This is a genomic window from Streptomyces sp. UG1 (assembly GCF_049974585.1).
In the GTDB taxonomy this organism is placed as follows: domain Bacteria; phylum Actinomycetota; class Actinomycetes; order Streptomycetales; family Streptomycetaceae; genus Streptomyces.
In genome coordinates this window covers 87,906-112,933 of the sequence record NZ_JBNGGG010000040.1, presented here as the reverse complement: position 1 = coordinate 112,933, position 25,028 = coordinate 87,906, and the positions used below count along the sequence as shown (strand labels likewise).

Sequence of the window (25,028 nt, the reverse complement as noted above, 5' to 3'; positions counted from 1 at the left end):
GGCCATGGGGTCCCGTTGATTCCCCCAAATCACGCCACGCACACATGTGCGTGTTTGGAACATGGAGGCTAGCAAGCCGCCTCTGTCTCGTACGAGTCATCGACTAGGCTCCGTGCGTCGCGCGCGCCGACGAACAGCACGGGGGTGGTCCCATGGCGCCACAGCGGAACGCCGGAGCGGGCGCGGAAGCGGAACTTCCCGAGTACGCCGGTCACTACCGTCTTCAGGAGCGCCTGGGCTCCGGCGGAATGGGCGTTGTGCATCTGGCCCGGAGCACCTCGGGCATGCAGCTCGCGGTGAAGGTCGTGCATGCCGAGTTCGCCAGGGATCCCGAGTTCAGAGGGCGTTTCCGGCAGGAGGTCGGGGCGGCGCGCAGGGTCAGCGGGGCGTTCACCGCGCCCGTCGTGGACGCCGATCCGGAGGCCGAACGGCCCTGGATGGCCACGCTGTTCATCCCCGGCCCGACGCTCTCCGACCATGTGAAGCGGAATGGCCCGCTGGAGCCTTCGCAGTTGCGCCGGCTGATGGCGGGGCTGGCGGAGGCGCTGCGCGACATTCACCGGGTCGGCGTGGTGCACCGGGATCTCAAGCCGAGCAATGTGCTGCTCGCCGAGGACGGGCCGAAGGTCATCGACTTCGGTATTTCCCGGCCAAAGGACAGCGAGCTGCGGACCGAGACCGGGAAGTTGATCGGTACGCCGCCGTTCATGGCACCCGAGCAGTTCCGGCGGCCACGGGAGGTCGGGCCGGCCGCGGACATCTTCGCACTCGGGTCGGTGATGGTGCACGCGGCGACGGGACGGGGGCCGTTCGACTCGGACAGTCCGTATGTCGTCGCCTACCAGGTCGTCCATGACGAGCCGGAGCTGACCGGCGTACCGGAGAATCTGGCACCACTGGTGCTGCGCTGCCTCGCCAAGGAGCCCGAGGACCGGCCGATGCCCGACGAGCTGATGCGGGAGCTGCGGTCGGTGGCGGCGTCGTACGACACGCAGGCGTTCATTCCGGCGCCGCGGGCGAGTGCGTCGGACGAGAGCGTGGAGCCGCCGAGGGCGCCACGCGCCGAGCCGCCCCGCCCCCGTCCCGTAAGACGCCGGGCCAAGCTGGCGGCGCTCGGGGCGGGTGCCCTCGGGCTCGTCATGGTCGCCGCGCTGGCCTCGGTGCGGTTGCTCGGCGGGGACGACCCGAAGCCGCCGGACACCGCGCCGCGCTCCGCGTCGCCCGCCTTCAGCGCATGGGCGCAGGCACCCGCGCCCGGGAAGGGCACGCCCCAGTGTTCCTACGGCGCCGGGAAGGTGCTGTGCGCGCAGACCGGCCTCGTCTACGCGCTCGCCCCGGGGGACGGCCGTCTGCTGTGGCGGCATTCCGTCGACGCGTCGCACGTGAGCGGAGCGCCGACGGTGGCCGGCGGCCTCGTGCACCCGTCGTCAGGGCCGGGCAGTCGGCTGGAGGCGCTCGATCCCGCGACGGGCAAGGCGCGTTGGCAGCGGAAGATGCCCGCGTACAGCGCAGCGGTGAGCGTCAAGGGCATGCTGCTGCTCACCGGCGCCGGCGGCATGGTCACCGGCGTGGACGCCGCCACGGGTGACACCGAGTGGAAGCGTCCCGTCCCGGGGCACAAGGAGCCGTACTTCCTCACTTTCGCCGGAGATCCGCTGGCGTACACGGCGACCGCCTCCGCCGACGGGTCGGGCACCCGGGTCACCGCGGTGGATCCGGCCACGGGGGACGTGCGCTGGGACGCCCGGCTGAAGGGGTCGCTGGAGCCCGTCGGCGTGTCGGACGGGTCGGTCTTCCTGATCGCCGTCGACGGGATCTACGGCGAGACGAAGACCGTGGTCCGCTACACCCCCGCCGACCGGACCACGCGGCGTGTGACGCTGCCGCTGCCGGTCCAGCAGGCGCACGGCTCCGTGCGCGGGAGCGTCGTCCATCTCGTGGGCGCCGGGGGTGCACTGGTCGCCGTCGACATGGACAAGGGCGAGCAGATCTGGAACCAGGAGACGTCCGTGACGCGGATGTCGTCGCCCGTCGCCGACGGCCGCCGGGTGTACGTCAGCGCCCCCGACGGCCGGCTCCTCGCCGTGGACGCCCGCGACGGCAGGCTCCTGGGGCAGACGCCGGCCCGGCTCGCCGACAGCAGCGAAGGGGTGGCGGCCGTGCTGCCCGAGCCGCTGCTCGCCGACGGCCACGTCTACGCCTCCGCGCCGGACGGCACCGTGTTCGCCGTCGATGCCCGTACCCCGGCGGCCTGGTGACGTAGCCCAAGGCGAAGGGGCCGCCCCCGAAGGGACGGCCTCCTGCCGCCGACCTACGGGGGTCAGCCCAGCTTCGTCACGTCCCGCACCGCGCCCTTGTCCGCGCTGGTCGCCATCGCCGCGTACGCCCGCAGCGCCGCCGACACCTTGCGGTCGCGGTTCTTCGGGGCGTACGCCCCGTTCAACGCCTGCTCGCGGCGGGCGAGTTCCGCCTCGTCGACGAGCAACTCGATCGAGCGATTCGGGATGTCGATGCGGATCCGGTCGCCGTCCTCGACGAGGGCGATCGTGCCGCCGGACGCGGCCTCCGGGGAGGCGTGGCCGATGGACAGGCCCGAGGTGCCGCCGGAGAAGCGGCCGTCGGTGATCAGGGCGCAGGTCTTGCCGAGGCCGCGGCCCTTGAGGAAGGACGTCGGGTAGAGCATCTCCTGCATGCCGGGGCCGCCCTTGGGGCCCTCGTAGCGGATGACGACGACGTCGCCGTCCGTCACCTGCTTGTTGAGGATCTTCTCGACGGCCTCTTCCTGCGACTCGCAGACGACCGCCGGTCCCTCGAAGGTCCAGATGGACTCGTCGACGCCGGCCGTCTTCACCACGCAGCCGTCGACGGCCAGGTTGCCCTTGAGGACCGCGAGGCCGCCGTCCTTGGAGTACGCGTGCTCGACGCTGCGGATGCAGCCGCCCTCGGCGTCCTCGTCGAGCGCCTCCCAGCGCTCGGACTGCGAGAAGGCCTCTGCCGAGCGGACGCAGCCGGGGGCCGCGTGCCACAGCTCGACGGCCGCCGCCGAGGGCGAGCCGCCCCGCACGTCCCAGGTCTTCAGCCAGTCGGACAGGGAGGGGCTGTGGACGGCGTGCACGTCCTCGTTCAGCAGGCCGGCGCGGTGCAGTTCGCCGAGCAGGGCCGGGATGCCGCCGGCGCGGTGCACGTCCTCCATGTAGTACGTGCGGTCCTTGGCGACGTTGGGCGCGACCTTCGCCAGGCAGGGCACCCGGCGGCTGACGGCGTCGATCTGCTCGAGGCCGAACGGGACCTCCGCCTCCTGGGCGGCGGCCAGCAGGTGCAGGATCGTGTTGGTCGAGCCGCCCATGGCGATGTCGAGGGCCATGGCGTTCTCGAACGCCGCGAAGGTGGCGACGGAGCGCGGCAGGACCGTGTCGTCGTCCTGCTCGTAGTAGCGGCGCGTGATGTCCATCACCGTGCGAGCGGCATCGACGTAGAGCTGCTTGCGGGCCGTGTGGGTGGCCAGCACCGAGCCGTTGCCGGGCAGGGACAGGCCGATGGCCTCGGTCAGGCAGTTCATCGAGTTGGCGGTGAACATGCCGGAGCAGGAGCCGCAGGTCGGGCAGGCGTTCTCCTCGATACGGAGGATGTCCTCGTCCGAGATCTTGTCGTTCACCGCGTCGGAGATCGCATCGACCAGGTCGAGGGTGCGGACCGTGCCGTCGACCAGCGTGGCGCGGCCGGACTCCATGGGGCCGCCGGAGACGAAGACCGTCGGGATGTTCAGGCGCAGGGCCGCGTTCAGCATGCCCGGGGTGATCTTGTCGCAGTTGGAGATGCAGATCAGGGCGTCGGCGCAGTGGGCCTCGACCATGTACTCCACGCTGTCCGCGATGAGGTCGCGGGAGGGGAGCGAGTACAGCATGCCGCCGTGGCCCATCGCGATGCCGTCGTCGACGGCGATCGTGTTGAACTCGCGCGGGATGCCGCCCGCCTCACGGATCGCCTCGCTGACGATCCGCCCCACCGGCTGGAGGTGGGTGTGACCCGGGACGAACTCGGTGAAGGAGTTCGCGACGGCGATGATCGGCTTCCGGCCGATGTCCGCACCCGGTACACCGGAGGCGCGCATAAGGGCGCGGGCGCCCGCCATGTTGCGGCCGTGGGTGACTGTGCGGGACCTCAGCTCGGGCATCGTCGCTCGCTCCTTCAGAGACTGCGATCAGAGACTTCTGACTGTTGACGAGCGTACGCCGGTCATCCAGCGGGCGGGACGAGGTGTCCGGAATACGGGATGTATGTCTCGCGGGCCAGGTACCCGAACGTCACCGCCCGGTGAGATGCCCCTGCACCACCGGCGCCACCCGCGCGATGATCTCCTCCATGCCCACCGACGCGATCGGCTCGATCTTGATGACGTACCGCATCATCGCGATGCCCACCAGCTGCGCGGCCGCCAGCTCGGCGCGCAGTTCCGCGTCCGGGGCGTCGATCTCGCCGGCGATGCGGCGCAACAGCTGAGCGGTGACGAGCCGCCGGAAGACGGCGGCCGCGGCCTCGTTGTTGAACGCCGACCTGACGATGGCGAGCAGCGGCTTGCGGGTCACGGGGTTCTCCCAGAGCCCGAAAATGACGCGGGTCATGCGCTCCCCGACGTCGTCGAGAGGCCCTCCCAGCACCGCGTCCCGCGCCTTCAGGGCCGGGGCGAAGGCGACCTCCACCGCCGCCTCGAAGACCTGCTCCTTGGTGCCGAAGTAGTGGTGCACGAGGGCCGAGTCCACGCCGGCCGACTTGGCGATGCCGCGCACGGACGTCTTGTCGTAGCCGCGCTCGGAGAACTCCTCGCGGGCGGCGTCGAGGATGCGGTCGCGGGTGCCGGCGGATTCCGTACGAGGGGGGCGGCCCCGGCGTCGGCCGGCGGAGGCGTCGGTCACGGCCGGGACACCCTGACCGCCGAGGCCAGATGGAGCCGCGTGAAGGCGAGCGCCTCGGCGAGGTCGGCCTCGCGTTCGGCGCCGGACATCGCGCGGCGGGTGTTGACCTCGATGACGACATGCCCGTCGAAGCCGCTCAGGGCGAGCCGCTCCAGCACCTCGGCGCAGGGCTGGGTGCCGCGGCCGGGGACGAGGTGCTCGTCCTTGGCCGATCCCCTGCCGTCGGCGAGGTGGACGTGCCCCAGCCGGTCCCCCATGCGGTCGATCATGTGCAGCGCGTCGGCCCGGGCGGTCGCCGTATGGCTGAGATCGATCGTGAAGTGCCGGTAGTCGCCCTTCGTCACGTCCCAGTCGGGGGCGTAGGCGAGCATCTCGCGGTCGCGGTAGCGCCAGGGGTACATGTTCTCGACGGCGAACCGCACATCCGTCTCGCTGGCCATGCGCCAGATGCCGGCGACGAAGTCCCGGGCGTACTGGCGCTGCCAGCGGAACGGCGGGTGCACCACCACCGTGGAGGCCCCCAGCTTCTCGGCGGCGGCCTGGGCCCGCTGGAGCTTGGTCCACGGGTCCGTGGACCAGACGCGCTGTGTGATCAGCAGACAGGGGGCGTGGATGGCGAGGATCGGGATGCGGTGGTAGTCGCTCAGCCGCCGCAGTGCCTCCATGTCCTGGCTGACCGGGTCGGTCCACACCATGACCTCGACACCGTCGTACCCGAGGCGCGCGGCGATCTCGAAGGCCGTCGCCGTCGACTCCGGATAGACGGAGGCCGTCGACAGGGCGACCTTCGCATCCGGGATGCGCACCGCTGGTTCTGCCACGAAGGACAGAGTACGGGGCGGCACGGAGAACGCGGGAACCCATGGGTGTACGGCTGCCGGGAGGGCTCAGTACCGGCCAGGTGTGCGAACTGGGCCTATGCCGGATGGGTGGGGTGGGGGTGTGTGGCGGGGTTCACGCGGGGCGTGCACCCCACGCCTCTGTCACCCCACCGCCAACTGATCCAGCTTCCGCAGGATCACGCCCTCCCGCAGCGCCCACGGGCACACCTCCAGCGTCTCCACGCCGAACAGGTCCATCGCCCCCTCGGCCACCAGCGCCCCCGCCAGCAGTTGCCCCGCACGCCCCACCGAGACCCCGGGCAGTTCGGCACGCTGCGCAGCGGTCATCCCGGCCAGCCGCGGCACCCACGCCTCCAGGGACTCCCGCTTCAGCTCCCGCTGGGCGTACAGGCCCTCCGCCGAGCGCGCCGCGCCGGCGATCCGGGCGAGCTGCTTGAACGTCTTCGACGTGGCCACGACGTGATCAGGCGTCCCGCGCCGGCTGAATTCGCCGACCGTACGAGCGATCTCCGCCCGGACGTGCCGCCGTAGTGCCCTGATGTCCTCGGCCGCCGGCGGATCCCCGGGCAGCCACGCGGCCGTCAGCCGTCCCGCGCCCAGCGGCAGCGACACCGCGGCGTCCGGCTCCTCGTCGATGCCGTACGCGATCTCCAGGGACCCGCCCCCGATGTCCAGCACCAGCAGCTTCCCGGCCGACCATCCGAACCACCGCCGGGCGGCCAGGAAGGTCAGCCGCGCCTCGTCCTCGCCGGTGAGCACCTGCAGCTCGACGCCGGTCTCGCCCTTCACCCGGGCCAGCACGTCATCGGCGTTGCTGGCCTCGCGCACCGCGGACGTCGCGAACGGCAGCACTTCCTCGACGCCCTTGTCCTCGGCGGCCTGCAGCGCCTCCAGGACGACACCTATCAGCCTGTCGACGCCCTCGGGACCGATGGCCCCGCTGTCGTCGAGAAGCTGGGCAAGGCGCAGCTCCGCCTTGTGCGAGTGCGCGGGCAGCGGGCGCGCGCCAGGGTGTGCATCCACCACCAGCAGATGCACCGTGTTCGATCCCACGTCGAGGACACCGAGTCTCATGTACGGAACGCTACTGCCACCCGGTCGATCCTCCGTCCCCTCCGTCCTCGAAGTCGCAGGTACCGACGCCGTACCCTGGTCCCGTGCCAAAGACGAAAAAGGCGAAGAACGACAAGGCGGCCAAATCCGGCAAGGGTTCTTCGCAGGCAGAGTCAGCCATGACGTCGAAGAAGTCGAAGAAGTCCAAGAAGGGCTCCATGGAACCGGACGAGAAGGGGCTCGACTTCGCCCGCGCATGGGTGGAGTTCCCTGATCCGGCGGACGACGAGCAGGTCTTCCGCTGCGATCTGACATGGCTGACCTCCCGTTGGAACTGCATCTTCGGCAGCGGCTGCCAGGGCATCCAGGCGGGCCGCGCGGACGACGGCTGCTGCACGCTGGGCGCGCACTTCTCCGACGAGGACGACGAGAAGCGGGTCGCCGAGCATGTGGCGAGGCTCACGCCGGAGATCTGGCAGCACCACGACGAGGGCATGGAGCACGGCTGGATCTCGGAGGACGAGGACGGCGACCGGCAGACCCGTCCCTTCCAGGGCTCCTGCATCTTCCAGAACCGGCCCGGCTTCCCGGGCGGCGCGGGCTGCTCGCTGCACATCCTGGCCCTGAAGGAGGGCCGCGAGCCGCTGGAGACCAAGCCGGACGTCTGCTGGCAGCTTCCGATCCGGCGGACGTACGACTGGATCGAGCGGCCCGACGACACCCGTGTGCTCCAGGTGTCGATCGGCGAGTACGACCGCCGCGGCTGGGGACCGGGCGGCCACGACCTGCACTGGTGGTGCACCTCGGCGACCTCGGCGCACGGCGCGGGCGATCCGGTGTACGTGTCCTACCGGGCGGAGCTGACGGAACTGATGGGCAAGGCGGGCTACGACCGCCTGGTCGAGCTGTGCGAGGAGCGCCTGGCGTCGCACCTGCCCCTGCTGGCACCGCATCCGGCGGATCCTGTCGACTGAGCGGCGCTCAGCCCTACGACCCCGACGGGCTCGGCTCACCGCTTCCGCTGGGTGGTGGTGTCGAGTTCGTCGGGTCGGGCGGGTCGGGTGATGACGGCTCGGGCGACGAAGGCGGTGGCTCGCTCGTTGTGGGCTCGCTGGGGGTGGGGTCGGTCGGGGCCGGGTCGGACGGGGGCGGTGTCGTCGGGGTCGGGTCGGGTCCGGAGGACGAGGGCGGCGGGTCTGCGGGGGTTGCGGGGGTCGTCGGCTCGGTGGGGCGGGGAGCCGGGTCGGAGGGGCTCGGGGCGGTGCCGTAGCCCTCGATGGAGACGACGGCGCCGGCCGGTGCGATCGCCACGCGCGCGCTCCAGTGGCCGGAGGGCTCGCGCAACTGATCGACGTACACCTTGATCGTCAACGACTCGCCGGGCGCCAGCGTTCCCGCCGACCGGCTCAGATAGAGCCAGTGCGCCCCGGTGCTCGCCGACCAGCGCACCGGCGTGCGTCCCGTCGCCGTGAGGGTGATGAGGGTGGTGTCGCCGCTGCTGTCGGCCGCGACGTCGAGCTGCCCGGCGCCCGCCCCGCGCGCGCCGCTGACGCTGACGACCTCCACCAGGACGTCCGTCCCGTGCTCCTCGCCGAAGTGGCCGCCGGGCCGGGTGCCGGCGTTGCCGGTGTTCTCGTACCCGCCGTCGGCGGCCTCGCCGTCGAGGGCTCCGGGGCCGTGTGCCTCGCTCGCGCTGGCGGTGCCGCCGTCGGCGCCGTCGGCGGTCGGGGTGGACCGGTAGGCGGCCCACAGGGCGAGGACCGGGGCGGCGACGACGGTGGCGACGACGGTCGTCGTGACGGCACGCGCGCGTAGCCGGTCCCTGCGGGCGGCACGATCCTTCGGGTCCATCGGAAAGCCACGCCTGTCGAAGCGCGGCACGGCGCCGCCACGCGCGCGTGGCTGGTGCGCGAGGGCCATGTGCAGGGCCGCGCGGGGCGCCTGAAGGATGGGCAGTTCGGCGGGGGTGACGGCCGCGCCGGGCCACCGGCCGGGGATCGCGCGCTCGGCGGTGCGGCGGCAGCGCGGGCAGTCGTCGACGTGCCGGACCAGTTCGCGGCGCAGGGCCGTGCCGAGCACGAGCTGGTTGTCGCCGGTGAGGCGGGCGACGCTCGGGCAGGCGCCGATCTCGACGACGGCCAGGGCCGCGCGGGTGCGCTCGACCTCGCAGGCGGCGGAGGCGAGCAGTTCGCGGGCGGTGGCCAGGTCCAGGCCGAGGACGGCGGCGACCTCGTGCGCGGCGAGGTGGTGGCGCACGGCGAGTTCGAGGGCCTCGCGCTGCTCCGGGGTGGTGCCGGCGGCCTCCGGCCAGGCGAGCAGGGCGAGTTCGCGGCGCCGCTGCTCCTGGACCGCGTCGGCTTCCGTCCCGGCGGCCCGCTCCCCCGTCGGCCGCTGCGCGCCGGACCGCGCCGCATGGCTGCCCTGACGTTTCTGCTTGGCCTCGGCCAGCTTGCGCAGACACGCCCAGCGGGCCAGCGCGTACAGCCAGGGCCGGCGGTCCGCGGCGGCCTGAGGGACGCGCTGTCCGCGTCGCTCGGCGAGGGCGAGGACGTCGCCGAGGGCGGCGGTCGCGGCGTCGTGGTCGCACAGGACGGACAGGCAGTAGGTGAACAGCCCGTCCAGATAAGGTTCGTAGCGCGCGGGCGGCCGCTGCGCCAACGTACGCGCCGCCGCACGATCACGCGCCTCCCGGTGCGCCCGATGCGCGCCGGCGGTGCGGGTCGAGGTCTGGGGAGTGCTGCTCATCATTGGTGGACCGTAGGCGGCTCGCGGCGGCGCCTTCTGCCTGCTTGAGCTGTTTTAATCCATACGGGTGAAACGATCCCTCAATGGGGGACAGGAACGCGGGATTCCGTGGCTCGTCCATGACGAGCCCGGGTTGTCAGTGGTCTCGGCTACGGTTCCTCACATGGCTGCCCGTACCAAGACCACGAAGGACCGCCCGTCCTACCGCTGCACCGAGTGCGGCTGGCAGACGGCCAAGTGGCTCGGCCGCTGCCCCGAGTGCCAGGCGTGGGGGACGGTCGAGGAGTACGGCGCGCCTGCGGTCCGTACGACCGCGCCGGGGCGGGTGACGAGCTCTGCGCTGCCCATCGGGCAGGTCGACGGGCGGCAGGCGACCGCGCGCTCCACCGGGGTCGCCGAACTGGACCGGGTGCTCGGCGGGGGTCTGGTGCCCGGCGCCGTCGTGCTCCTCGCGGGCGAGCCGGGCGTCGGCAAGTCCACGCTGCTGCTGGACGTGGCGGCCAAGGCGGCGAGCGACGAGCACCGCACGCTGTATGTCACCGGCGAGGAGTCGGCGAGCCAGGTGCGGCTGCGCGCCGACCGCATCGGTGCCCTCGACGACCATCTGTATCTCGCGGCCGAGACCGATCTGGCCGCGGTGCTGGGCCACTTGGACGCGGTGAAGCCCTCGCTGCTCATCCTCGACTCCGTGCAGACCGTGGCCTCCCCCGAGATCGACGGCGCGCCAGGCGGCATGGCCCAGGTCCGCGAGGTGGCCGGCGCGCTGATCCGGGCCTCCAAGGAGCGCGGGATGTCCACGCTCCTTGTGGGACACGTCACCAAGGACGGGGCCATCGCCGGACCCCGCCTCCTGGAGCACCTCGTGGACGTGGTCCTCCACTTCGAGGGCGACCGGCACGCGCGCCTGCGCCTGGTGCGCGGCGTCAAGAACCGCTACGGAGCGACGGACGAGGTCGGCTGCTTCGAACTGCACGACGAGGGCATCACGGGCCTCGCCGACCCAAGCGGACTTTTCCTGACCCGCCGTGACGAACCGGTCCCCGGCACCTGTCTGACGGTCACCCTGGAGGGCCGCCGCCCCCTGGTCGCCGAGGTCCAGGCGCTCACCGTCGACTCGCAGATCCCCTCCCCCCGCCGCACCACGTCCGGTCTGGAGACCTCCCGGGTCTCGATGATGCTGGCCGTCCTCGAGCAGCGCGGCCGGATCAGCGCGCTCGGCAAGCGGGACATCTACTCCGCGACGGTCGGCGGGGTGAAGCTGTCGGAGCCCGCCGCCGACCTCGCCGTCGCCCTCGCGCTGGCCTCCGCCGCGAGTGACACACCTCTCCCCAAGAACCTCGTCGCGATCGGCGAGGTCGGCCTCGCGGGCGAGGTCAGACGGGTCACGGGCGTGCAGCGCAGGCTGGCCGAAGCCCACCGGCTGGGCTTCACCCACGCCCTCGTACCGGGCGACCCGGGCAAGATCCCTCCCGGCATGAAGGTGCTGGAAGTGGCCGACATGGGGGACGCGCTCCGGGTCCTTCCGCGCTCGCGTCGGCGAGAGGCCCCACGGGACGACGAGGACCGCCGGTAGACTTTGCCCTGGTCTCGCCCGTCCGTACGAACCGAATGTGCGAAACGGGAGCGCCCCAGAACCTGCGACCGGAGGAGTGCAGTGGCAGCCAACGACCGGGCAGCAGCTCCCGGAAAGTCCGGTGGGAGCTCCGGTGCCGATGGCCTGATGCGCGCCTCACTGAGCGCCGTGGCACCCGGCACGGCCCTGCGCGACGGCCTGGAGCGGATCCTCCGCGGCAATACCGGCGGACTGATCGTGCTCGGCTCCGACAAGACCGTCGAGGCGATGTGCACGGGCGGATTTGTCCTGGATGTCGAGTTCACGGCGACGCGGCTGCGCGAGCTGTGCAAGCTCGACGGCGGCATCGTGCTGTCGTCCGACATGTCGAAGATCCTGCGCGCGGGCGTCCAGCTCGTCCCGGACCCGACGATCCCCACCGAGGAGACCGGCACCCGGCACCGTACGGCGGACCGGGTCAGCAAGCAGGTCGGCTTCCCGGTCGTCTCGGTCTCCCAGTCGATGCGGCTCATCGCCCTGTACGTGGACGGGCACCGCCGCGTCCTGGAGGACTCGGCGGCGATCCTCTCCCGCGCCAACCAGGCCCTGGCCACCCTGGAGCGCTACAAGCTCCGCCTGGACGAGGTCGCGGGAACGTTGTCAGCGCTGGAGATCGAGGACCTGGTGACGGTCCGCGACGTCTCGGCGGTGGCGCAGCGCCTGGAGATGGTCCGGCGCATCGCGACCGAGATCGCCGAGTACGTGGTGGAGCTGGGCACCGACGGCCGCCTTCTGGCCCTCCAGTTGGACGAGTTGATCGCGGGCGTGGAGCCCGAGCGCGAGCTGGTGGTGCGCGACTACGTCCCCGAGCCGACGGCCAAGCGCTCCCGCACCGTCGACGAGGCGCTGTACGAGCTGGACGCCCTCACCCACGCCGAGCTGCTCGAACTGCCCACGGTGGCACGGGCGCTGGGCTACACCGGCTCCCCCGAGGCACTGGACTCGGCGGTGTCCCCGCGCGGCTTCCGGCTGCTGGCGAAGGTCCCGCGGCTGCCCGGCGCGATCATCGACCGCCTGGTGGAGCACTTCGGCGGTCTGCAGAAGCTGCTGGCCGCCAGCGTGGACGACCTGCAGACGGTGGACGGGGTCGGCGAGGCCCGGGCGCGCAGCGTGCGCGAGGGGCTGTCGCGGCTGGCGGAGAGCTCGATCCTGGAGCGGTACGTCTAGTAGGGCTGAAGGGGCGGCGGGGCTGTCATCGCGGCGCTTCCCGGCGGAGCGCTCAGTCGTTCTCCAGCACGAACGACGTCTGCGCCGTGCCGAACCCGGGCGTCTTGGCCTCCACCAGATACGTCCCCGGCCCGGCCGACCCGGCGGCGGGCGTCGCGCACTGCGGGGCGCTCGCCCTGCGGTCCCACTTCACGGTGTAGGTGATGCTCGAACCGGCGGGCACCCGGAACCGCAGGCTGCCGGAGACCTCGGGGCAGTCGGCGGAGGACCACAGGTCGTCCTCGGAGCCCGCCTGAGTGATCGTCACCACCGCGTTCTTCGGGCCGAGATCGACCTTGCAGTCGTAGGTGGAGGTGTTCGTCGCCGTCAGCAGCAGGGCGGGCGTCTCGCCGGGCTCGTACGCGTTGTCGCGGCTGCGTACCGTCAACTTCATCTGGCCCGAGACGCAGTCGGGCAGCGTGGAGTCCGAACCGACCGTGTCGTCCACACCAACGCCGCTGCCCGAGCCGCCGCCCGCGGACCCGCCGGAGCCCCCGGTGGTCGTACCGTCCCCGGACCCGCCACCGTCACCGGACCCCGAACCGCCCGAGCCCGAGCCGGGCGTCGACTCGTCGCGCCCGCCCGGCGCTTGGCTGATCGCCGGCCCGGAGCCCGAGGGACCCGGTGTGATCGTGGAGGGTGCGGGATTCTTGCCGTCGGATCCGCCCGCGTTGTTCTTGCCGCCTCCGTCGCCCGAGGTGAGCAGCCAGGTGAGCAGCAGTGCCAACAGGGCGACCACGGACAGCAGTACGGCCCTCCGTCGCCAGTAGATGGAGGAGGGAAGCGGCCCGACCGGATTGCGCAGAGATCCCACGGCGCAAACTGTACGAGAGATCCGCGCGTCAACCTGCGCCACCCGCCGCTCAGGACGACAACTTTTCCGGATCATCATCCCGGCAGGCGCCCGTCGTCCGCCGCACGCCCCCTGTCTTCCGTCAGGGGTGACACCTGTCGATCGCGGGGTGTGACGGTATCGGCGCCCCGCCTACGGTCCGTGACCATGGACTTCGAGGACGCGGAGCGCTACCGCGACATCACCGGCTTCGCCCGGCACACTCCAATGTGGGTACAGCACACGGCCGAGATATGGACGGAGGCCGGACTGCTGCTGTTCGCCGCGCTGTTCGTGGCCGCCTGGTGGCGGGCCCGGCGCGACACACCCCGGGCGTTCGCGATAGCGGCCCTTGCACCTGTGGCCACGGCTGTCGCGTATGTCTGCAGTGAGGGGCTCAAGTCCGGCGTCACGGAAGAACGTCCGTGCCGGGCGGTGGCCGGCGCCGTTCCCTCCCTCGCCGCCTGTCCGCCGCCCGGCGACTGGTCCTTCCCCAGCAACCACGCCACCATCGCGGGCGCCGCGGCGGTCGCCCTGGCCCTGACCAGGCGCGCGCTGCTGCGGCTGACGGTGCCGCTCGCGCTCCTGATGGCCTTCTCGCGGGTGTTCGTCGGGGTGCACTATCCGCGTGACGTCGCGGCGGGGCTGCTCCTCGGTGCCGTCGTCGCGGTGGTGGCCGTGCGGCTGGGCACTCGTCCGGCGGTCCGGCTCGCGGAGGCGATGCGGGCCTCGTCGGCATCGGCCGTGCGGTGGTTCACGGGGCCGGGGCCGGAGCGCGTCCCGGCGTCGTACGACATGCGCCGGGCCTCATGACGCCACCAGCCCCGCCTCGTACGCCACGATCGCCGCCTGTACGCGGTTGCGCACGCCCAGCCGGTCGAGCGTCGCGCTCACATACGCCTTCACGGTGCCCTCGACGAGGTGCAGGCGGGCGGCGATCTCCGGGTTGGACAGGCCCGCGCCGACGAGCCCGAGCACCTCGCGCTCGCGCGGGCTGAGTTCGGCCACGCGCGCGCGTGCGGCGGCCTCGCGACCGAGGCGTCCGTCGCTGCCGCCGAGGCCGTCGATGACGTACCGGGCCACCTTCGGCGACAGGAAGGCCGCGCCGCCCGCCACCGCCCGTACGCCGGCGATGAGTTCGTACGGGTCCCCCGACTTCAGCAGGAAGCCGGTGGCGCCACCGCCGAGCGCGCGGGCCACGTAAGCCTGTTCGGAGAAGGTGGTGAGCATCGCGACGGCCGTGCCGGGGGCGGTCCGTACGATCTCCTCCGCGGCGGCCAGCCCGTCCAGGCGGGGCATACGGATGTCCAGCAGGGCGACGTCGGGGCGGTGGGCCCGCGTCAGTTCGACGGCCGCGCGTCCGTCAGCGGCCTCCGCGACGACGTCGATCTCACCCCCGCTCGTCAGGATGGCGCGCACGCCGGCCCGCACCATCGCCTCGTCGTCGGCCAGCAGTACGCGGATCACGGTGCGAACTCCTTGTCAGCGGAAGTGTCTTGGGAGAGCCCGACCCTGGGGATCACGTCCTTGGCGACGAGTCGTCCCGCGTCGTCGAAGCAGAGCCGGAAGTGGTCGACGGAGACGAGGAGTTCGCCGCTCGCGCGGTAGTAGCGGCAGGCGCTGCCCTTCGGGGGCGGGCCGGGCGCGCGATCCACGGGCGCGTCGCGCACGGCGCGGTCCGGCAGGACCTGGGCGATGTCGTCCGCCGAGGCGCCCAGGCGCAGTTCGGCGTACGCGGCGGGCGGCAGCACCGAGTGGGTCTCGGTGTACGCGTACCAGGTGAACGCCCCGCCGACGAGCACGACGCCCGCGCCGACGGCGGCCACGAGGGCGAGGGCGACCCTGCGGCGGGCGTGGGTGAAGGGGGTGTGCGGGGCCGACGGCGCGCTGGGCGTGCGGGGCTGTTCGGGGACGTACGCCCGGACGCGGAAGCCGTCACCGTAGGGACCGGCCTCGAAGTCGCCGCCGACGGCGGTCACGGCGGCGCGGAGGGCTTGCAGCCCGGTGCCGCCGGAGGGCGCGGTCATCCGGTCGGCCACTGCGACACCCGGCCCGCCGTCACTGGCCACCGCGGCCGTCGTCCCCACCGCCGGGCCCGCGGCCGCCGTTCCGTCCGCCTCCCCCACCACCGCACCCCGCGCGCCACCACCAGTCACCGCGGCAATCGCCCCGTCCACCTCCCTCACCACCGCGCCCGGCCCATCACCACGGGCCACCTCGCCCGCCGCCCAATTCGCCTCCCCCACCGCCGGGCTCCGACCGCCACCATTAGTCACCTTGGCGACCGTCCCGTCCACCTCCGCCACCACCGCGCCCGGCTCACCACCGGCCACCGTGCCCGCCGCCCCATCCGCCTCCGCCCCCACCACCGCACCCGCCCCACCACCACTGGTCACCGTGACCGCCGCCCCATCCGCCTCCCTCACCACCGCCACCTTGACCCGGCCCCCCGGTGCGTGCCGGGCCGCGTTGGTCAGTGCCTCGCGGACCACCCGGTACAGGACGTGCTCGGCGACGCCGCCCGGAGGCGTCCCCAGCGCACCGGCAGTCCCGACTCGGCGGCTCGGGCGATGAGTTGCCCGATGGTCTCTCCCGGCGGGGTGAGGGCCAGCGGCTCGTCCTCCTCGCGCAGGACGCCGATGATGCGGTGCAGCCGGTCGGTGGCGTCGGCGGCGGCCGCGCGCAGGTCGGCGACGGCGGTGCGGTGGTGGTCGGGGAGGTCGGGGGCGACCTGGAGGGCGCCGGCGCGCAGCGCGATCAGGCTCAGCTCGTGGCCGAGGGAGTCGTGCATGTCCTGCGCGATCCGGGCCCGTTCGCGCAGCCGCGCCCGCTCCTCGGCGATGCCCCGCTCGCCCTCCAGGCGCGCGGCCCTGCTCCAGCCGGCCTCGGTGAGCCGACGGCTCTGGCGCCAGTAACGGCCGCCGAGCCACGGGAAGACACAGCCGAACAGCAGCGTGCCGGTCAGCACCACGCACTCCGGCGCCGGATCGACCCCGAACAGCGCGATCCTCGCCGCACCGAGACAGCCGACGCCGGCGAAGACGGCCACCGCGTACCGCACCCGCGCCGCGCGCAGCCCGAGCAGCAGCGCGAAGACGCCGAGCGCCGGGCCGTAGGAGACACTGAACAGGGCGGGGGCGGCGGCGAGGCTCAGTGCCGCCGTCAGCGCGAAGGCGGGCAGGGGGTGTCGCCGGGCCAGGGCGACCGCGGTGGCGATCAGGACGAGGCCGGCCAACTGCCGCCACGCGGCACGCGGCTCGTTCATGCCGAGCCGGTCGGCCGTGAGCGCCGGCGACACGAGGGCGGCCCACAGCAGACAGGCCCGCCATATGCGAGGACGTTCCATCCGCACGACGCTACAAGCGGGGGCCGGGGTGCGACTGCTGCCGATCGTCAGGTACGTCCCGAGTGCGCGGGTCGTGGGCGAGGCCCTCGACCGCGAGCATCAGCCGTCCGGCTCCTGCTCGGCGAGCAGCCGGCGGATGCCGCGCCGAGTCCGTCCTGTGTTCGAGGACGAGGGCATCAGCCGCAGCCACAGACGCACCACCACCGCCGCCTACCCACCGCGCCGCCCCCAGCATGGCAGGATCGGAAAGCCATGACTGCGCCCACGAAGCCCCCGCACCCCCACGCCGAAGCCAACCCCGACGGCCCCGACGGCCCCCTCGGCCGGCCGCTGCACAGCCCTGTCATCGACTGGTTCGACGACAACGCCCGCGACCTCCCCTGGCGGCGCCCCGAGGCCGGCCCCTGGGGGGTGATGGTCAGTGAGTTCATGCTGCAGCAGACGCCGGTCAACCGCGTGCTGCCGGTCTACCAGCAGTGGCTGTCCCGCTGGCCCCGCCCCGCCGACCTCGCGAAGGAGGCCCCCGGCGAGGCCGTCCGCGCCTGGGGCCGGCTCGGCTATCCACGCCGCGCGCTGCGGCTGCACGGCGCCGCCGTCGCCATAGCGGAACGGCACGGCGGCGACGTACCGACCGACCACGCCCAGCTCCTCGCGCTGCCCGGCATCGGCGAGTACACGGCGGCCGCCGTGGCGTCGTTCGCGTACGGCCAGCGGCACGCCGTCCTGGACACCAACGTCCGCCGTGTCTTCGCCCGCGCCGTCACCGGCGTGCAGTACCCGCCGAACGCCACCACCGCCGCCGAGCGCAAGCTCGCCCGCGCGCTGCTCCCTCAGGACGAGCGCACCGCCGCCCGCTGGGCCGCGGCCTCGATGGAGCTGGGCGCTCTGGTGTGCACCGCGAAGAACGAGTCCTGCCACCGCTGCCCGATCGCGGCGCAGTGCGCCTGGCGGCTCGCGGGCAAGCCGGCGCACGACGGCCCGCCGCGCCGCGGCCAGACGTACGCCGGGACCGACCGTCAGGTGCGCGGCAAGCTGCTCGCCGTGCTGCGCGACGCGCATGCGCCCGTTCCGCAGGCGGTGCTGGACCGGGTGTGGCACGAGCCGGTGCAGCGCGCCCGCGCCCTGGACGGTCTGGTGTCGGACGGGCTGGTGGAGCCGCTGCCGGGCGGGATGTACCGGCTGCCGCTGAGCTGAGGCACATCGCCGATCCGACCCGCATCGGCCGATCTGACACATCGGCAGTTCACAGGGACACGGCCCTCGCAACACACACTTCACAGCCGCCACACTGCCGAGACTTGGACATACCGCCACATAGCTGCATCAACTCTCCAGTCGTTTTGTCCTTTTCCTGATTCCGTTACACAACCGACGGACAGCCGAGCGCTAGCCGCAGGCTGCTTCGGACAGCGCCGTGACAACGCCTCCGTAGCTTCATTTCCGTACCCGACAGGCGGGGACGACTACGAAGCACAGGCAGCGAATCCGACGGCGAACAGACCGGTCGGGCACGGGGAATCTGGAGGCGGTCAACATGGCGCAGGGAGAGGTGCTCGAGTTCGAGGAGTACGTCCGCACCCGGCAGGACGCGCTGCTGCGCAGTGCCCGCCGGCTGGTCCCGGACCCGGTCGACGCCCAGGACCTGCTCCAGACCGCGCTGGTGCGGACGTACCACCGCTGGGACGGCATAGCGGACAAGCGGCTCGCGGACGCCTACCTGCGCCGCGTGATGATCAACACGCGGACCGAGTGGTGGCGGGCGCGCAAGCTGGAGGAAGTGCCCACCGAGCAGCTTCCGGACGCCTCGGTCGACGACGCCACCGAGCAGCACGCGGACCGCGCCCTGCTGATGGACATCATGAAGGTGCTGGCTCCCAAGCAGCGCAGCGTCGTGGTGCTGCGACACTGGGAGCAGATGTCCACGGAGGAGACGGCCGCGGCCCTCGGCATGTCGGCCGGAACGGTCAAGAGCACGCTGCACCGGGCGCTCGCCCGGCTCCGCGAGGAGCTGGAGAGCCGCGATCTGGACGCACGCGCGCTGGAGCGTGAGGAGCGGGAGCGTTGCGCGGCCTAGGCACGACGACGGGCGGCACCGGGCACACGGACACGGGTGACAGGGGCACGGACACCGGCCCCGGGAACCCGTACGGCGGCACCTTTCAGGCGGCGTTCACGGCGGTGGTCGTGGTCGTCGCCCTCGCCCTTTTCGCCTCCGCCTGCGCGACCGGCGGCACCGGCACCCGCGACGAGGGCCCGGCCCGCGCCGACATGGCGGGCGGCTCGACCGTCTCGCCGTCGGCCGTGTCGTCGCCGTCGGCCACGCCCACGCCGTCCGCCGTCCCGGACCGCAAGGAGGCCGCGCATCTGGTCAAGACGGACCCTTCGGTCTCGGCGCAGGTCAAGCGCGAGCTGACGCCGTGCGTGTCCGACGACTACCCCATCGACGTGTCGTACGGCGACCTGACCGGCGCGCCCGCGGAGGACATCGTGGTCAACGTGCTGTCCTGCGGCGACGGGGTCGGTGTGGCCTCGTACGTCTACCGCGAGCAGGACGGCTCGTACCGCAATGTGTTCAGCTCCGAGGAGCCCCCGGTCTACGCCGAGATCGATCGCGGCTACCTTGTGGTGACCAAGCAGGTGTACGCCCAGGACGACGCGCTGTCGAACCCGTCCAGCGAGGACGTGATCTCGTACCAGTGGGTCTCCGACCGCTTCGTCCTCAGGGACGACACCCGCACCGACTACGGCGACCTCGGCGACGGCGGGACGGCGTCGCCCGACAACTGAGGGCCGACGGCCGGCCGTGAACGCATCGGCCGCTCCGCGCGTCCCTCAAGTGGACATGTCGTGCGCGGCCGAGCAGCATCCGACGCACCCCCAGCAGAACACGAGGACTGAGAGCACCGGGATGGCAGACCAGACCCACGTCCTGTTCGTCGAGGACGACGACGTCATCCGCGAGGCCACCCAGCTCGCCCTGGAGCGGGACGGCTTCGCGGTCACCGCCATGCCCGACGGGCTGTCCGGCCTGGAGGCGTTCCGGGCGAACCGTCCCGACATCGCACTGCTGGACGTCATGGTGCCCGGCCTCGACGGAGTCAGCCTGTGCCGCCGTATCCGCGACGAGTCGACCGTGCCGGTGATCATGCTGTCGGCGCGCGCCGACTCGATCGACGTGGTGCTGGGCCTGGAGGCGGGCGCGGACGACTACGTGACCAAGCCGTTCGACGGTGCCGTGCTGGTCGCTCGGATCCGGGCGGTGCTGCGCCGCTTCGGACACGCGGGCCGCGCCGACCGGGCGGAGGAGGCCGGCGACGGCGCCGCCGGGAGTCTGCTGGCCTTCGGCGACCTGGAGGTCGACACCGAGGGCATGGAGGTGCGCCGGGCCGGGCAGCCCGTCGCGCTCACGCCGACCGAGATGCGGCTGCTGCTGGAGTTCTCGTCGGCGCCGGGCACGGTGCTGTCGCGGGACAAGCTGCTGGAGCGGGTGTGGGACTACGGCTGGGGCGGGGACACCCGGGTCGTCGACGTCCATGTGCAGCGGCTGCGGCAGAAGATCGGCCAGGACCGGATCGAGACGGTCCGTGGCTTCGGCTACAAGCTGAAGGCCTGAGCGGGGCCGGCATGCGGGGGATGTTCAGACGTCCGGCTCCCTCCGGCGCGGGGCGGGTCGGCCTCACGGAACCGGCGGAGATCGCCGCGGGGCAGAAGGCGGGTGTCCACATGGGTTCGCTCGTCGGTGGCCGGGTGCGCCCGCGCATCGGCGGCCGTATCGCCATACGCACGGGGCTGCGCTGGAAGCTGAGCGCGGCGATCGCCTTGGTCGGCGCGCTCGTGGCGATCGTGCTGAGCCTGGTGGTGCACAACCAGGCCCGGGTCTCGATGCTGGACAGCGCGCGCGACCTCGCGGACGAGCGCATCCAGATCGCCCAGCGCAGCTATGAGCAGTCCAAGCGGCTTAACTTCCCCAACCTCGCGATCGACGACCCGGAGCTGCCGGCGGCGCTGCGGACGAAGGTCGAGGAGGGCCGGCGGGCCACCTATGTCACCGACTCGCCGAGCGGCGCGCCCGACATCTGGGCGGCCGTGCCGCTGAACGACGGGCATGTGCTGTCGCTGCGCACCGGCTGGACCGACCGCAGTGAGCACATCCTCAACCGCCTCGACCAGGCCATGATCATCGGGTCCATCGCGGTGGTGCTGGGCGGCAGCGCGCTCGGTGTGCTCATCGGCGGGCAGCTCTCGCGCCGGCTGCGCAAGGCGGCGGCCGCGGCGAACCAGGTCGCCGGCGGCGAGCCGGACGTGCGGGTGCGGGACGCGATCGGGGGTGTCGTCCGGGACGAGACCGACGACCTCGCGAGCGCGGTGGACGCCATGGCGGACGCGCTCCAGCAGCGGCTGGACGCGGAGCGCCGGGTCACCGCGGACATCGCGCACGAGTTGCGCACCCCGGTGACCGGACTGCTGACGGCGGCCGAGCTGCTGCCGCCCGGGCGGCCCACCGAACTGGTCCTGGACCGGGCGAAGGCCATGCGCACGCTCGTCGAGGACGTCCTGGAGGTGGCCCGGCTGGACGGCGCCTCGGAGCGGGCCGAACTGCAGGACATCCTGCTGGGGGAGTTCGTCGGCCGGCGGGTCGCGGCGAAGGATCCCGGCATCGAGGTCCGGGTCGTGCATGAGTCGGAGGTCACGACCGACCCGCGGCGCCTGGAGCGGGTGCTGTTCAATCTGCTGGCCAACGCGGCACGGCACGGCAGGCCGCCGATCCAGGTCACGGTCGAGGGCCGGGTCATCCGGGTCCGCGACCACGGCCCCGGGTTCCCGCAGGAGCTGCTCGCCGACGGGCCCAGCCGGTTCCGCACGGGCAGCAGCGACCGCGCGGGCCACGGGCACGGCCTCGGCCTGACGATCGCGGCGGGCCAGGCCCGGGTGCTCGGCGCCCGCCTGACCTTCCGCAACGTGCGTCCGGCCGGGGCCCCGGACCATGTGCCGTCGGAGGGCGCGGTGGCCGTCCTGTGGCTCCCGGAGCACGCCCCGACGAGCACGGGGAGCTACCCGATGCTGCCGTAGCGTCCGGCAGCGTACGGCTCACTCGAACGGCTTGTCGAAGTCGAGTTCCGCGCTGCGCTCGGTCAGCGAGTACCAGTTGCCGTTGTCATCGCGGAAGATCGCCTCGATGCCGTACGGCCGCTCCTGGGGTTCCTGGATGAACTCCACCCCGCGCGCCTTGAAGGTCTCGTAGTCACCCCGGCAGTCATCGGTGTGGAACGCCCCGGCCCCGATGACGCCCTTGCCGACCAGCTTCTTCAGCGCCTCGGAGGACTCGGGGTCCAGACCCGGGCCGTCCAGGCTCATGAGCGCGAGCTCGACGTCCGGCTGTCCCTTGGCTCCTACGGTGACCCACCTCATGTCGCCCATCGACAGGTCGTTGCGCACCTCGAAGCCGATCTTCTCGGTGAAGAACGCCTTGGTCCGCGCCTGGTCGAACGTCCAGACGGTGGTGATGCCCAGCCCTTTGATCATGGCCCTGCTCTCCCCTGCTCTCCCTGTTCTGCCTTGCGGTTCCTTCCGTCACGTTAGGCAGAGGCGCCGTCAGCGCGCTTCTTCAGAGTTGCTGTCCTGCCGCCGGAAGCCCCCGGTCCAGAGCATCGCGTAGCACCCGGGTATCAGCGCGGCCCCGCGCCCGACGTGCTTGTCCCGGTACTCGCTCGGCGACAGCCCGGTGCGCGCCTTGAACTTCGCCGAGAACGTCCCGAGGCTGCTGAACCCGACGAGGTGGCATATCTCGGTGACGGTCAGATTGGCCGCCCGCAGATACTCCTCGGCCCGCTCGATCCGCCGGTGCGTCAGATATTGCCCGGGCGTCTCGCCGTACACCGCCTTGAAGGCCCGCACGAAGTGATACCGCGAGTACCCGGCGTGCGCGGCGACGGCGGCCAGGTCGAGCCCCGGGTCGGCCCACTCCCGGTCCATGGCGTCCTTGGCCAGCCGCAACTGCCGCACTTTGTCCATGCCGTCGATGGTGGCACGGGGCACTGACAATGCCCCTGAGCAGGGAAAGACCCCCCGTGGACAGGGAAAAGCCCCCGTGAACGGGGAAAGACCCCCGGTCACCCGAGGGCCTCTCCCAGCGTCGCGAGTCGTGGCCTCAGACGGCCTCCGCCATCGCCGCCTTCGGCTCCGTGTCCGTGCCGTCCGTGCCGTCCGAGCCGTCCGCGTCGGCCCCGTCCTTCGGCCCCTCCCCCTTGAGCGGCACCTCCTTGACGAACAGCGCCGCCGCCAGCGACAGCACGGCGATCACCGCACCCAGCAGGAACGCCGAGTGTGTGCCGGCCGACACCGCGTGCTGGTAGGCCTCCCGCGCCGCGTCCGGCAGCTTCGCCAGGCTCGCCGCGTCCAGTTGCGCCGACTGCTCGGTCACCCTGGAGCCCAGCGCCCCGGCCCGCTCGGCCATGACGTCCTGGACCCGGTTGTTGAACAGCGCGCCCATGATCGCGACGCCGAAGGAGGAGCCGAGCGTGCGGAACAGGGTGGTGGACGAGGACGCGACGCCCATGTCCTTCATCTCGACGCTGTTCTGCGCGACCAGCATGGTGATCTGCATCAGACAGCCCATGCCGAGGCCGACCACCGCCATGAAGACCCCGGAGGTGAAGCGGCCCGTGCCGGTGTCCATCGTGGACAGCAGGTACAGCCCGACGGCCATCAGCGCACTGCCGAGGACGGGGAAGACCTTGTAGCGCCCGGTGTTCGTGGTCACCCGCCCGGCGACCATCGAGGTGACCAGCATCGCGCCGAGCATCGGCAGCAGCAGAAGTCCGGAGTTGGTGGCGGAGGCGCCCTGCACCGACTGCTGGTACAGCGGCAGGAACAGCGTCGCGCCGAACATCACGAAGCCGGTGATGAAGCCGATCACCGACATCAGCGTGAAGTTGTGGCTGCGGAAGATGTGCAGCGGCACCACTGGCTCCGCGGCCCTGGTCTGCCAGAACACGAACCCGACGAGCGCGGCGACCCCGATGCCGATGAGCTCCATGATCCGTGCGGAGGTCCAGGCGTACTCCGTGCCGCCCCAGGTGGTCACCAGCACGATCGCGGTGATGCCCACGGTCAGCAGCGCCGCGCCCAGGTAGTCGATGCGCGCCTGCGCCCGCTTCTTCGGTAGATGCAGCACGGCACTGATCGCGGCGAGCGCGACGACGCCGAGCGGCAGGTTGATGTAGAACGCCCAGCGCCAGCCCCAGTGGTCGGTGATGGTGCCGCCGACCAGCGGTCCGCCGATCATCGCCAGCGCCATCACGCCGGCCATCATGCCCTGGTACTTGCCCCGCTCCCGGGGCGGGATCAGATCGCCGATGATCGCCATGACGCCGACCATCAGACCGCCCGCGCCGAGGCCCTGCACCGCCCGGAACGCGATGAGCTGGCCCATGTCCTGAGCCATGCCGCTGAGCGCGGAGCCGATCAGGAACAGCACGATCGACGACATGAACACGCCCTTGCGACCGTACATGTCGCCGAGCTTGCCCCACAGCGGGGTGGCGGCCGCGGTGGCCAGGGTGTACGCCGTGACGACCCACGACAGATGTTCCAGCCCGCCGAGTTCGCCCACGATCGTCGGCATCGCGGTGCCGATGATCATGTTGTCGAGCATCGCGAGCATCATCGTGATCATCAGCGCGAGCAGCACGACCCGGACACTCTTCGGCTGCTCTACGGGTTGCTCCCCCGCTCCCTTGTCGACTGCTTCGGTGTCCGCCATGATCCCCACTCCCCGGCTACTTACTTGACGCCCGGCTAGTTGTCTACACTCAAGGAAGGTAGGCGCGTAACTAGCCGGGCGTCAAGTAAGTTTGCTGGAAAGCCGAGGAGTACGAGGATGGGTGGCACCATGGACGGCACCAAGCAGCGGCGCCGCGGGGACACCCGCCAGCGCATCCAGGACGTGGCCCTCGAACTCTTCGCCGAGCAGGGGTACGAGAAGACCTCCCTGCGCGAGATCGCCGAGCGCCTCGAGGTCACGAAGGCGGCGCTGTACTACCACTTCAAGACCAAGGAAGAGATCATCGTCAGCCTCTTCGAGGATCTGACGAAGCCGATCGACGACCTGATCGAGTGGGGCAGGCGGCAGCCGCACTCACTCGACACCAAGCAGGAGATCGTCCGCCGCTACAGCGAGGCCCTGACCTACGCGGCCCCCCTGTTCCGCTTCATGCAGGAGAACCAGGCCACGGTCCGCGAGCTGAGCATCGGGGAGATGTTCAAGAACCGCATGCTCGGCATGCGCGACATCATCATCGACCCGGACGCCGACATGGTCGACCAGGTGCGCTGCATCAGCGCCCTGTTCACGATGCACGCCGGGATGTTCGTACTGAGGGACCTCGAAGGCGACCCCGAGGAGAAGCGCAAGGCCATCCTCGAGGTCGCCACGGACCTGGTCACCCAGGCGCACAAGGGCGCCCGGACGGCTCGCTGA

At 72.0% G+C, this 25,028-nt stretch carries 23 protein-coding genes; 11 read left to right on the top strand and 12 right to left on the bottom strand.

Going from position 1 to position 25,028, the window contains the following annotated elements; all coding sequences use genetic code 11:
- The first annotated feature begins 152 nt into the window (after positions 1 to 152).
- Positions 153 to 2,258 (top strand): protein kinase domain-containing protein, encoded by a 2,106-nt coding sequence (locus ACP4J3_RS37300; RefSeq protein WP_426540751.1) that lies wholly within the window; start codon positions 153 to 155, stop codon positions 2,256 to 2,258.
- A gap of 62 nt (positions 2,259 to 2,320) precedes the next feature.
- Here ACP4J3_RS37300 and ilvD read toward each other — a convergent pair whose 3' ends face one another.
- The 4 genes from ilvD to ACP4J3_RS37280 all read right to left on the bottom strand — a co-directional run bounded on the left by ilvD (position 2,321) and on the right by ACP4J3_RS37280 (position 6,829).
- On the bottom strand, positions 2,321 to 4,174 hold the full coding sequence (ilvD, locus tag ACP4J3_RS37295; protein ID WP_426540750.1) for a dihydroxy-acid dehydratase: 1,854 nt from the start codon (positions 4,172 to 4,174) through the stop codon (positions 2,321 to 2,323).
- A 130-nt stretch (positions 4,175 to 4,304) separates the two neighbouring features.
- A complete protein-coding gene (locus ACP4J3_RS37290) occupies positions 4,305 to 4,913 on the bottom strand; it encodes a TetR family transcriptional regulator (protein ID WP_426540749.1) in 609 nt (202 codons plus the stop codon).
- A complete protein-coding gene (locus ACP4J3_RS37285) occupies positions 4,910 to 5,734 on the bottom strand; it encodes a sugar phosphate isomerase/epimerase family protein (RefSeq protein WP_426540748.1) in 825 nt (274 codons plus the stop codon). The genes ACP4J3_RS37290 and ACP4J3_RS37285 overlap by 4 nt, the downstream gene beginning before the upstream one ends.
- A 162-nt stretch (positions 5,735 to 5,896) precedes the next feature.
- Positions 5,897 to 6,829, bottom strand: a complete 933-nt coding sequence (locus ACP4J3_RS37280) for a Ppx/GppA family phosphatase (protein ID WP_426540747.1) — start codon at positions 6,827 to 6,829, stop codon at positions 5,897 to 5,899.
- A gap of 83 nt (positions 6,830 to 6,912) precedes the next feature.
- Here ACP4J3_RS37280 and ACP4J3_RS37275 point away from each other — a divergent pair, with 83 nt between their 5' ends.
- Positions 6,913 to 7,782, top strand: coding sequence for a hypothetical protein (locus ACP4J3_RS37275; protein WP_426540746.1), 870 nt, complete (start codon positions 6,913 to 6,915; stop codon positions 7,780 to 7,782).
- A gap of 13 nt (positions 7,783 to 7,795) precedes the next feature.
- On the opposite strand, the gene ACP4J3_RS37270 is transcribed toward ACP4J3_RS37275, so the two are convergent.
- Positions 7,796 to 9,556 (bottom strand): BACON domain-containing protein, encoded by a 1,761-nt coding sequence (locus ACP4J3_RS37270; RefSeq protein WP_426540745.1) that lies wholly within the window; start codon positions 9,554 to 9,556, stop codon positions 7,796 to 7,798.
- Positions 9,557 to 9,716: 160 nt separating this feature from the next.
- Here ACP4J3_RS37270 and radA point away from each other — a divergent pair, with 160 nt between their 5' ends.
- Complete coding sequence (radA, locus tag ACP4J3_RS37265) at positions 9,717 to 11,126, top strand: DNA repair protein RadA (RefSeq protein WP_426540744.1); 1,410 nt, start codon at positions 9,717 to 9,719, stop codon at positions 11,124 to 11,126.
- A gap of 81 nt (positions 11,127 to 11,207) precedes the next feature.
- The gene (gene disA, locus ACP4J3_RS37260) at positions 11,208 to 12,332 is read left to right on the top strand and encodes a DNA integrity scanning diadenylate cyclase DisA (RefSeq protein WP_194042436.1); all 1,125 of its coding nucleotides are present in this window, start codon (positions 11,208 to 11,210) and stop codon (positions 12,330 to 12,332) included.
- 52 nt (positions 12,333 to 12,384) lie between these two features.
- On the opposite strand, the gene ACP4J3_RS37255 is transcribed toward disA, so the two are convergent.
- The gene (locus ACP4J3_RS37255; RefSeq protein ID WP_426540743.1) at positions 12,385 to 13,185 is read right to left on the bottom strand and encodes a hypothetical protein; all 801 of its coding nucleotides are present in this window, start codon (positions 13,183 to 13,185) and stop codon (positions 12,385 to 12,387) included.
- A 186-nt stretch (positions 13,186 to 13,371) separates the two neighbouring features.
- Here ACP4J3_RS37255 and ACP4J3_RS37250 point away from each other — a divergent pair, with 186 nt between their 5' ends.
- Positions 13,372 to 14,016, top strand: a complete 645-nt coding sequence (locus tag ACP4J3_RS37250; RefSeq protein WP_426540742.1) for a phosphatase PAP2 family protein — start codon at positions 13,372 to 13,374, stop codon at positions 14,014 to 14,016.
- On the opposite strand, the gene ACP4J3_RS37245 is transcribed toward ACP4J3_RS37250, so the two are convergent.
- Genes ACP4J3_RS37245 through ACP4J3_RS37235 form a run of 3 tightly spaced genes read right to left on the bottom strand, consistent with a single transcriptional unit; the run spans position 14,011 to position 16,549 of the window.
- On the bottom strand, positions 14,011 to 14,670 hold the full coding sequence (locus ACP4J3_RS37245) for a response regulator transcription factor (RefSeq protein ID WP_426540741.1): 660 nt from the start codon (positions 14,668 to 14,670) through the stop codon (positions 14,011 to 14,013). The two genes, ACP4J3_RS37250 and ACP4J3_RS37245, sit on opposite strands and share 6 nt — an antisense overlap.
- Positions 14,667 to 15,629 carry a hypothetical protein gene (locus ACP4J3_RS37240; protein ID WP_426540740.1) on the bottom strand — a complete coding sequence of 321 codons (963 nt, stop codon included), beginning with the start codon at positions 15,627 to 15,629 and terminating at the stop codon, positions 14,667 to 14,669. The genes ACP4J3_RS37245 and ACP4J3_RS37240 overlap by 4 nt, the downstream gene beginning before the upstream one ends.
- A gap of 47 nt (positions 15,630 to 15,676) precedes the next feature.
- Positions 15,677 to 16,549 carry a histidine kinase gene (locus ACP4J3_RS37235; protein WP_426540739.1) on the bottom strand — a complete coding sequence of 291 codons (873 nt, stop codon included), beginning with the start codon at positions 16,547 to 16,549 and terminating at the stop codon, positions 15,677 to 15,679.
- 252 nt (positions 16,550 to 16,801) lie between these two features.
- Between ACP4J3_RS37235 and ACP4J3_RS37230 the strand changes: the two genes are divergently transcribed.
- The 5 genes from ACP4J3_RS37230 (at position 16,802) to cseC (ending at position 21,619) form a co-directional block, all read left to right on the top strand.
- Positions 16,802 to 17,743, top strand: a complete 942-nt coding sequence (locus tag ACP4J3_RS37230; RefSeq protein ID WP_426540738.1) for an A/G-specific adenine glycosylase — start codon at positions 16,802 to 16,804, stop codon at positions 17,741 to 17,743.
- Positions 17,744 to 18,083: 340 nt separating this feature from the next.
- Positions 18,084 to 18,623: a SigE family RNA polymerase sigma factor gene (locus ACP4J3_RS37225; RefSeq protein WP_019756474.1), complete on the top strand. Its 540-nt coding sequence runs from the start codon at positions 18,084 to 18,086 to the stop codon at positions 18,621 to 18,623.
- Positions 18,611 to 19,336 carry a hypothetical protein gene (locus ACP4J3_RS37220; RefSeq protein WP_426540737.1) on the top strand — a complete coding sequence of 242 codons (726 nt, stop codon included), beginning with the start codon at positions 18,611 to 18,613 and terminating at the stop codon, positions 19,334 to 19,336. The genes ACP4J3_RS37225 and ACP4J3_RS37220 overlap by 13 nt, the downstream gene beginning before the upstream one ends.
- 121 nt (positions 19,337 to 19,457) lie before the next feature.
- A complete protein-coding gene (cseB, locus tag ACP4J3_RS37215) occupies positions 19,458 to 20,162 on the top strand; it encodes a two-component system response regulator CseB (protein ID WP_426540736.1) in 705 nt (234 codons plus the stop codon).
- Complete coding sequence (gene cseC, locus ACP4J3_RS37210) at positions 20,051 to 21,619, top strand: two-component system sensor histidine kinase CseC (RefSeq protein ID WP_426540766.1); 1,569 nt, start codon at positions 20,051 to 20,053, stop codon at positions 21,617 to 21,619. Before cseB ends, cseC begins: the two co-directional genes overlap by 112 nt.
- An 18-nt stretch (positions 21,620 to 21,637) precedes the next feature.
- On the opposite strand, the gene ACP4J3_RS37205 is transcribed toward cseC, so the two are convergent.
- The 3 genes from ACP4J3_RS37205 to ACP4J3_RS37195 form a co-directional block, all read right to left on the bottom strand.
- On the bottom strand, positions 21,638 to 22,072 hold the full coding sequence (locus tag ACP4J3_RS37205) for a VOC family protein (protein ID WP_426540735.1): 435 nt from the start codon (positions 22,070 to 22,072) through the stop codon (positions 21,638 to 21,640).
- 69 nt (positions 22,073 to 22,141) lie between these two features.
- A complete protein-coding gene (locus tag ACP4J3_RS37200) occupies positions 22,142 to 22,561 on the bottom strand; it encodes a helix-turn-helix transcriptional regulator (RefSeq protein WP_426540734.1) in 420 nt (139 codons plus the stop codon).
- A 136-nt stretch (positions 22,562 to 22,697) separates the two neighbouring features.
- Positions 22,698 to 24,311, bottom strand: coding sequence for an MDR family MFS transporter (locus tag ACP4J3_RS37195; RefSeq protein WP_426540733.1), 1,614 nt, complete (start codon positions 24,309 to 24,311; stop codon positions 22,698 to 22,700).
- 117 nt (positions 24,312 to 24,428) lie between these two features.
- Between ACP4J3_RS37195 and ACP4J3_RS37190 the strand changes: the two genes are divergently transcribed.
- The gene (locus ACP4J3_RS37190; protein WP_426540732.1) at positions 24,429 to 25,028 is read left to right on the top strand and encodes a TetR/AcrR family transcriptional regulator; all 600 of its coding nucleotides are present in this window, start codon (positions 24,429 to 24,431) and stop codon (positions 25,026 to 25,028) included.